A 7,091-nucleotide genomic window follows, 5' to 3' on the forward strand; every position below is an offset into this window, starting at 1 on the left:
GGCTAATCGGAGAGGAATCCCGCATGAACGGTAAGGGAATCTACATGGACAACCACGCCACGACCCCGCTCGATCCGCGGGTGCTCGAGGCGATGATCCCCTATCTCACCGAGACCTTCGGCAACGCGGCCAGCCGGAGCCACGGCTACGGCTGGGAGGCCGAGAAGGCGGCCGAGACGGGGCGCGAGCGGATCGCCCGCCTGATCAACGCCAAGGCGAAGGAGATCATCTTCACCAGCGGCGCCACCGAGTCCGACAACCTCGCCATCAAAGGGGTGGTCGAGTTCTACAAGGACAAGGGCAACCACGTCATCACCGCCGCGACCGAGCACAAGGCGGTCCTCGACACCTGTAAGGCCCTCGAGCGGAAGGGCCTCGCGGCGGTCACCTACCTCCCGGTCGACGAGTACGGGCTTGTCGACCCGGACGACGTCCGGCGAGCGATCACCGACAAGACCGTGCTGGTCTCGATCATGTTCGCGAACAACGAGATCGGCACGATCAACCCGATCGCCGAGATCGGCAGGGTGGCGCACGAGAAGGGCGTCCTCTTCCACAGCGATGCGACCCAGGGGGTCGGCAAGCTCCCGGTCGACGTGGAGGCGATGAACATCGACCTCCTCTCCATGTCGGCGCACAAGATGTACGGGCCGAAGGGCATCGGCGCGCTCTACGTGCGTGCGAAGGCCCCGCGCGTGCGGCTGACGCCCATCATCGACGGCGGCGGCCACGAGCGCGGCTTCCGCTCCGGGACGCTCAACGTGCCGGGCATCGTCGGCTTCGGAAAGGCGTGCGACCTCTGCCGCGAGGGCATGGCGGACGAGGCGCAGCGTCTGCTCGGGCTGCGCGAGCGGCTCCGCGAGGGGCTCTTCTCGCAGCTCGACGAGATCTTCCTGAACGGGCACCCGGTCCACCGCCTGCCCGGCAACCTGAACGTGAGCTTCGCCTACGTCGAGGGTGAGTCGCTGCTCATGGGGCTCAACGGCTCGACCCATCCCATCGCGGTCGCCGAGACCGAGCCGCCGATCGCCGTCTCCTCGGGCTCGGCCTGCACCTCGGCGACGCTCGAGCCGTCCTACGTGCTGAAGGCCCTCGGGGTGGGCGACGAGCTGGCGCACACCTCGATCCGCTTCGGCCTGGGGCGCTTCAACACGGCGGAGGAGGTCGACTACGTGGTGGAGCGCGTCGTTCACGAGGTGCGGCGGCTGCGCGAGCTCTCGCCGCTCTACGAGATGGCGAAGGAAGGCATCGATCTCAAGTCCGTCGAGTGGCAACGCTCCTGAAGGAGGGCAGCAGCATGGCATACAGCGACAAAGTCATCGATCATTACTCCAATCCCCGCAATGTCGGCTCGTTTCCCAAGGGTGAGGAAAACGTCGGCACCGGCGTGGTCGGCGCGCCCGAGTGCGGCGACGTGATGAAGCTCCAGCTGAAGATCAACGACGACGGCATCGTCGAGGACGCGCGCTTCAAGACCTTCGGCTGTGGCAGCGCGATCGCGAGCTCGAGCTACGTGACCGAGCTGGTGAAGGGCAAGACGGTGGACGAGGTGCTGCAGATCAAGAACACCCACATCGTGCAGGAGCTCTCGCTCCCGCCGGTCAAGATACACTGCTCGGTGCTGGCCGAGGACGGCATCAAGGCCGCGATCGCGGACTGGAAGAAGAAGCGCGAGCAGACGAAGCCGGAGGCCGCGCAGGCGAGCTGACCCGATGATCTCGATGACCGACCAGGCGGCGCGCAAGATCCAGGCCCTCATCGCCGAGAAGGGGCTCCCCGGCGGCGGGCTGCGCGTCAAGGTGGTGGGCGGCGGGTGCTCCGGCCTCACCTACAAGATGGACGTCGACCAGCCGCGCGAGGGCGACAAGGTGTTCGAGCACGACGGCGCCAGGCTGGTCGTCGATCGCAAGAGCTTTCTCTACTTGAAGGGTACCGAGCTGGACTACAAGGAAGAGCTGATGGCCTCGGGCTTCAATCTGCGCAACCCGAACGTGAAGCGCACCTGCGGCTGCGGCTCTTCGTTCGTCGTCTGATCGGGCGATGCTTCTCGGGAACGATGCAGGCAGCAGAGGCGACACGACGCGAATGCTGGAAATGCCACGCGGAGAGCGGCGCGGCGCTCGTATGCCCGCGCTGCGCGGCGGTCCAGCGCCTGCCGGCGGACGCTGACCTCTTCGCGGTCCTTGGCCTGCCGCGCCAGCTCGCGCTCGACCTGCCCGACCTGGAGCGGCGCTACCATGCCGCCTCGCGCACGGTCCACCCCGACCGCTTCCAGACCGCGGGCCCCCGCGAGCGCGAGTTCTCGCTGGCAGCGAGCGCGGCGGTGAACCGCGCCTACCGCACGCTCCGCGACCCCGTGGCGCGGGGCCGCTACTGGCTCGAGCTGCACGGCGCGCGGCTCGGTGACGGCGGCCCGCAGGTGCCCCCGGCGATCGCGGCCGAGGTGTTCGAGACACAGGAGAAGCTCGAGGAGCTGCGCGCCGCGGCCAGCCCCGAGCGGCGCCGGGAGGTCGAGGCGCTGCGCGACGGCTTCACGGGCCGCCTGGGCGTGCTCCGTGACGAGCTCTGCGCCCTCTACGCCTCGGCCAACGGGGGCGCGCCGTCGCTCGACGAGCTCAAGTGCCGGCTCTCCGAGATCGCCTACCTGCGCACGCTGCTCGGCGACATCGAAGACGCGATGGGAGAAGGACTCCGTGGGACCGATCATCGGCATTGATCTCGGCACGACGAACAGCCTGGTTGCCGTGCTCGAGGAGGGCGGGGCACGGGTGCTGCCCGACCCGGAGACGGGGGCGGCACTGCTGCCCTCGGCGGTCGCCTTCCTGCCCGGCGGCGAGGTGATCGTAGGCGCGCGCGCCAAGGCGCTCGCTGGCGAGCGGCCGCTGGATACGATCCTCTCGGTCAAGCGCTTCATGGGCCTCGGCCTCGAGCACGTGAGCGCCGCGGACCGCCGACGCTACCGCTTCACGGAGCCCCGCCAGGGTGCGTATGACCCCGTGCGCTTCGTGGTCGAGGGCCGCCAGGTGACGCCGCCGGAGGTCTCGGCCCACGTCCTGCGCGAGCTCAAGCGCTGGGCCGAGGCGGCGCTCGGCGAGACGGTCAGCCAGGCGGTGATCACCGTACCGGCCTACTTCAACGACAGCCAGCGCCAGGCGACCCGCGATGCGGGGCGGCTCGCCGGCCTCGAGGTGCTGCGCCTGGTGAACGAGCCCACCGCCGCTTCACTCGCATACGGCCTCGACAAGCAGGACGAGGGCGTGATCGCGGTCTACGACCTGGGCGGCGGCACCTTCGACATCTCGATCCTGCGCCTGCGCGCCGGGGTGTTCGAGGTGCTGGCGACGAGCGGCGACACGCGGCTCGGGGGCGACGACTTCGACGAGCGTCTGGCCGAGCTCGTGCTGGCCGAGCTGCCCGAGGCGGAGCGCTGCCGCGCCGACGTGCGCGCCCGGGCGCGGGCGGCGGCCGAGCGCGCCAAGCGTGCGCTCAGCGACGCCGAGCGCGCGGAGATCGTGCTCGGCCCCGTCCGCCGAGCGGTCACGCGTGCGGAGCTCGAGACGCTGGTGAAGGATCTGGTCGAGCGCACCGCCGGCCCGTGCCGCCAGGCGCTCCGGGACGCCGGGCTCCGGCCCGAGGACATCGGCAGCGTCGTCGCCGTCGGTGGCTCGACGCGCATGCCCCTCGTGCGCCGCCAGATGGAGGCCGTCTTCGGCCGGCCGCCGCTCACCGACCTCGACCCCGATCGGGTGGTGGCGCTCGGCGCCGGCATCCAGGCGGGCATCCTCTCCGGCGGGCGGCGCGACATGCTCCTCCTCGACGTGGTGCCGCTCTCGCTCGGCATCGAGACCATGGGCGGTGTCTTCACGCGCCTGGTGGACCGCAACACGACCATCCCGACCAGCGTCAAGGAGACCTTCACCACCGCGGTCGACAACCAGACGGCGGTCGACATCCACGTCCTGCAGGGCGAGCGGGAGCTGGCCAGCGACAACCGGAGCCTCGCCCGCTTCAAGATCCCGATCTGCCCGCTGCCCGCCGGCGTGCCGCGCCTCGAGGTCACCTTCCTGATCGACGCCAACGGCATCCTCTCCGTCACCGCCGCCGACCTCCGCACCGGGCACGAGCGCTCGGTCGAGGTGAAGCCGTCCTACGGCCTCGACGAGACGGAGATCGAGCGCATGCTGGAGGAGTCGATCGACCACGCGGAGGAGGACGTGCGCCAGCGGCAGGTGCGCGAGGCGCGCGTCGAGGCCGACATGATCCTGCACGCAACGCGCGACTCGCTGGCGCGCGAGGCACGGCTGCTCGCGGACGGCGAGTGGGAGCGTATCCGCGCGGCGGTCGCGGCGCTCGAGCAGGCCCGTGCAGGCGAGGACTACCTCGCCATCCGCGACGCGGTCGAGACGCTCAGCAAGGAGACCGAGCCCTTCGCCCGCCGCATCATGGACCGCTCGCTGACCGAGGCGCTGGCCAACCGGCGCCTGGCGGAGCTCTGAGATGGCGCTCACCTGGGAGGACGCGGAGGACATCGCCGCCGAGCTGGTGGAGGCGCATCCGGACGTCGATCCGCTCACCGTGCGCTTCACCGACTTGCGGAAGTGGGTGATCGCGCTGCCCGATTTCGCGGACGATCCGATGGCGTCCAGCGAGGGCAAGCTCGAGCGCATCCAGATGGCGTGGGTGGCGGAGAGGGAGTCTTGAAGGAGGCCCCATGGCGATCATGCAGGTGAGCCGGAAGATCGACTACGCGCTGCGCGCGGTGATCCACCTGGCGAACGAAGAGGCCAGCGCGCGCGCCTGCTCGCTCGGCGAGATCGCGGAGCGCGAGCGGGTGCCCCGGCAGTTCCTCGAGAAGATCGTCCAGGAGCTGATCCACAAGGGGCTGGTGCGCTCCCGCCGCGGGCCGCACGGCGGCTACGTCCTCGCCCGTCCGGCCGAGCAGATGACCTTCCGCGACGTGATCGAGGCGGTGGAGGGGCCCATCTCGCTCAACGTGTGTACGAGCGAGCCTGCGGACTGCTCGCTGCTTGGCACCTGCGGTATGGAGCGGGTATGGCGCGAGGGGCAGCGCCGTGTCATGGATCTCTTCGAAAAGACGACGATCGCCGACGTGAGGCGACCGGGGATACCGCCCGGTGTGATGGCCGGGCTGAATGCGCCCGCCGCGCGGGCGTCTAAGGCACAACCGTAGGAAAAGACGGCTATTTTGAGTACCCGAAGGTACTATATTGAAGGGTAGGGGTAGGGTCAGATGAAAGACCGTGAACACGCCGTCGACGAGCGGCTGGCCGGGCTCTTCCAGCCCGACACCTTGCTGCCGTCGCAGTTCTTCGATCGGGTCCGCCGGCGCAGCGAGCATGACGGCGAGCGCCGTCTCATGATCGCCGTGCTCGAGGACGCGGTCGACGTGTACCGCAAGCAGGCCGGGGCGCGGGACGCGCGCGCCCAGCAGCTCTTCCACGAGGCCGAGGAGTGGATCGAGGATCCCGACCAGACCTGGCTCTTCTCCTTCCAGAACATCTGCGACGTCCTCGGGCTCGATGCCGACTATCTCCGGCGCGGGCTCCGTGTCTGGAAGGAGCGGGCGCTCGAGGGCCGGCGCGGCAAGGTGGTCTCGCTGCGGGCCGACGAGCGCGACGAGCTGCGCAAGGTGAGCGGCGACTAACGAGCGGGCTGCTCCTCCGGCTTCGGTGGGGAGCGGAAGGGCCTGGGCCCTGCCGCTCCCTCGTTTTTTGGCGCCGCGGGATGCGCTAGAGTCCGCGCGTGCCGTCGCGTCTCAGGATCGACTGCCCCGCCTGCGGAGCGCGGCTCGTCCGCAAGCCGGGTGGGCGCTGCCCCGCGTGCGGCGCCCCGGTGGCGGGCTACGTCGAGGAGGCGCAGGCGCGCGAGCAGCGGATCGAGCGCGTGGTGGCGGTGGTTGGGAGCGGGCTGGTCCTGCTCGTGTTTGCCCTCACGGCGGGACTCGGCCTCGTCGAGGGCGTGCTGGCCTACGCGGCTGCGGGCGCCGTCGTCTTCTTCCTCGCCAAGAGGACGTTCCACTGAAATGAGCATGGTCGAGGTGCGCGTACGGCGGGGCGGCCCCAGGGCCGCCCGGATGGAGATGCTGCTCGTTCCCGTAGCGGAGGGGCGGGTGAGGGCAGCGCTCGGGAAGCTCGACCGCCGGGTGCGGGTGCCGCTCGCGCGCCGGGCGCGGACCGCAGGGTTCCGGGGCAAGGCCGAGGAGACGCTCGTCCATCACGGCGAGGCGGCGGTCGCGCTCCTCGGGCTCGGCCCCGTGCCCGTCGGGCTCGATGCGTGGCGGCGCGCCGGTGCCCGCGCGCGACAGGAAGCGGAGCGCGAGCGCGCGCGGCGCGCCGGCGCCTACCTGGGCGACGCGGCGGCCGAGGTCGCGGCCGCGTTCGTCGAGGGGTTCCAGCTCGCGGGCTACCGCTTCGCGGGCTACCTCTCGGACCCCGAGCGTCGGCCGCGCGTGCAGGCGCTCACGCTCGTGGGCGAAGGGAAGCAGCTCGGCGCGCCGCTCGCCGCCACAGGCGCCGTCGTGCAGGAGATCTTCCGTGCCCGCGACCTCGTGAACGAGCCGGCGTCGGTCGCCACGCCGCGCTTCCTGGCGGAGCGCGTTGCGGCGCTCGCGCGCGACATCCGCGGCCTCGAGGCCGAGGCATGGGCGCCGAAGCGCATCGCCAGCGAAGGCCTCACCGGCCTGCTGGCGGTGGCGCGCGGCAGCCGCGAGGAGCCGCGCTTCATTCGGCTCCGCTGGGCGGGCCCCGGCGCGCGCCGGCGCGTGATCCTGGTCGGCAAGGGGATCACCTTCGACTCCGGCGGGCTCTCGCTCAAGCCCCCCAAGTCGATGGAGACCATGAAGTACGACATGGCGGGCGGCGCCGCGGTGATCGGCGCGGTGGCCGCCGCCGCGCGCCTCGGCCTGCCCGTCGATGTGACCGCCTTCGTGCCCGCCACCGAGAACCTCCCCGGCGGCCAGGCGCAGAAGCCGGGCGACGTCATCCGCTTCCTCAACGGCAAGACGGTGGAGGTGCTCAACACCGACGCCGAGGGCCGGCTCGTCCTGGCCGACGCGCTCGCCCTCGCGTCGC

At 70.9% G+C, this 7,091-nt stretch carries 10 protein-coding genes; all 10 read left to right on the forward strand.

Annotated elements, in window-relative coordinates; genetic code table 11:
* The first annotated feature begins 23 nt into the window (after positions 1-23).
* Complete coding sequence (locus E6J59_13685; GenBank protein ID TMB18795.1) at positions 24-1,283, forward strand: IscS subfamily cysteine desulfurase; 1,260 nt, start codon at positions 24-26, stop codon at positions 1,281-1,283.
* Between the two features lie 14 nt (positions 1,284-1,297).
* Positions 1,298-1,708 (forward strand): Fe-S cluster assembly scaffold IscU, encoded by a 411-nt coding sequence (iscU, locus tag E6J59_13690; GenBank protein ID TMB18796.1) that lies wholly within the window; start codon positions 1,298-1,300, stop codon positions 1,706-1,708.
* Positions 1,709-1,712: 4 nt separating this feature from the next.
* The gene (locus E6J59_13695; GenBank protein TMB18797.1) at positions 1,713-2,033 is read left to right on the forward strand and encodes an iron-sulfur cluster assembly accessory protein; all 321 of its coding nucleotides are present in this window, start codon (positions 1,713-1,715) and stop codon (positions 2,031-2,033) included.
* A gap of 23 nt (positions 2,034-2,056) precedes the next feature.
* Positions 2,057-2,716, forward strand: coding sequence for a hypothetical protein (locus tag E6J59_13700; GenBank protein ID TMB18798.1), 660 nt, complete (start codon positions 2,057-2,059; stop codon positions 2,714-2,716).
* On the forward strand, positions 2,694-4,496 hold the full coding sequence (gene hscA, locus E6J59_13705) for a Fe-S protein assembly chaperone HscA (protein ID TMB18799.1): 1,803 nt from the start codon (positions 2,694-2,696) through the stop codon (positions 4,494-4,496). Before E6J59_13700 ends, hscA begins: the two co-directional genes overlap by 23 nt.
* 1 nt (position 4,497) lies before the next feature.
* Positions 4,498-4,701 (forward strand): Fe-S cluster assembly protein IscX, encoded by a 204-nt coding sequence (iscX, locus tag E6J59_13710; protein ID TMB18800.1) that lies wholly within the window; start codon positions 4,498-4,500, stop codon positions 4,699-4,701.
* Between the two features lie 10 nt (positions 4,702-4,711).
* Entirely contained in the window at positions 4,712-5,191 is a 480-nt protein-coding gene (locus E6J59_13715) for an Rrf2 family transcriptional regulator (protein ID TMB18801.1), read from the forward strand.
* A gap of 60 nt (positions 5,192-5,251) precedes the next feature.
* The gene (locus tag E6J59_13720) at positions 5,252-5,665 is read left to right on the forward strand and encodes a hypothetical protein (GenBank protein TMB18802.1); all 414 of its coding nucleotides are present in this window, start codon (positions 5,252-5,254) and stop codon (positions 5,663-5,665) included.
* Positions 5,666-5,763: 98 nt separating this feature from the next.
* Positions 5,764-6,042, forward strand: coding sequence for a hypothetical protein (locus E6J59_13725; GenBank protein ID TMB18803.1), 279 nt, complete (start codon positions 5,764-5,766; stop codon positions 6,040-6,042).
* Position 6,043: 1 nt separating this feature from the next.
* On the forward strand, positions 6,044-7,091 hold a 1,048-nt coding region (locus tag E6J59_13730; GenBank protein ID TMB18804.1), incomplete at its 3' end, for a hypothetical protein.

The organism is Deltaproteobacteria bacterium (assembly GCA_005879795.1).
In the GTDB taxonomy this organism is placed as follows: domain Bacteria; phylum Desulfobacterota; class Binatia; order DP-6; family DP-6; genus DP-6.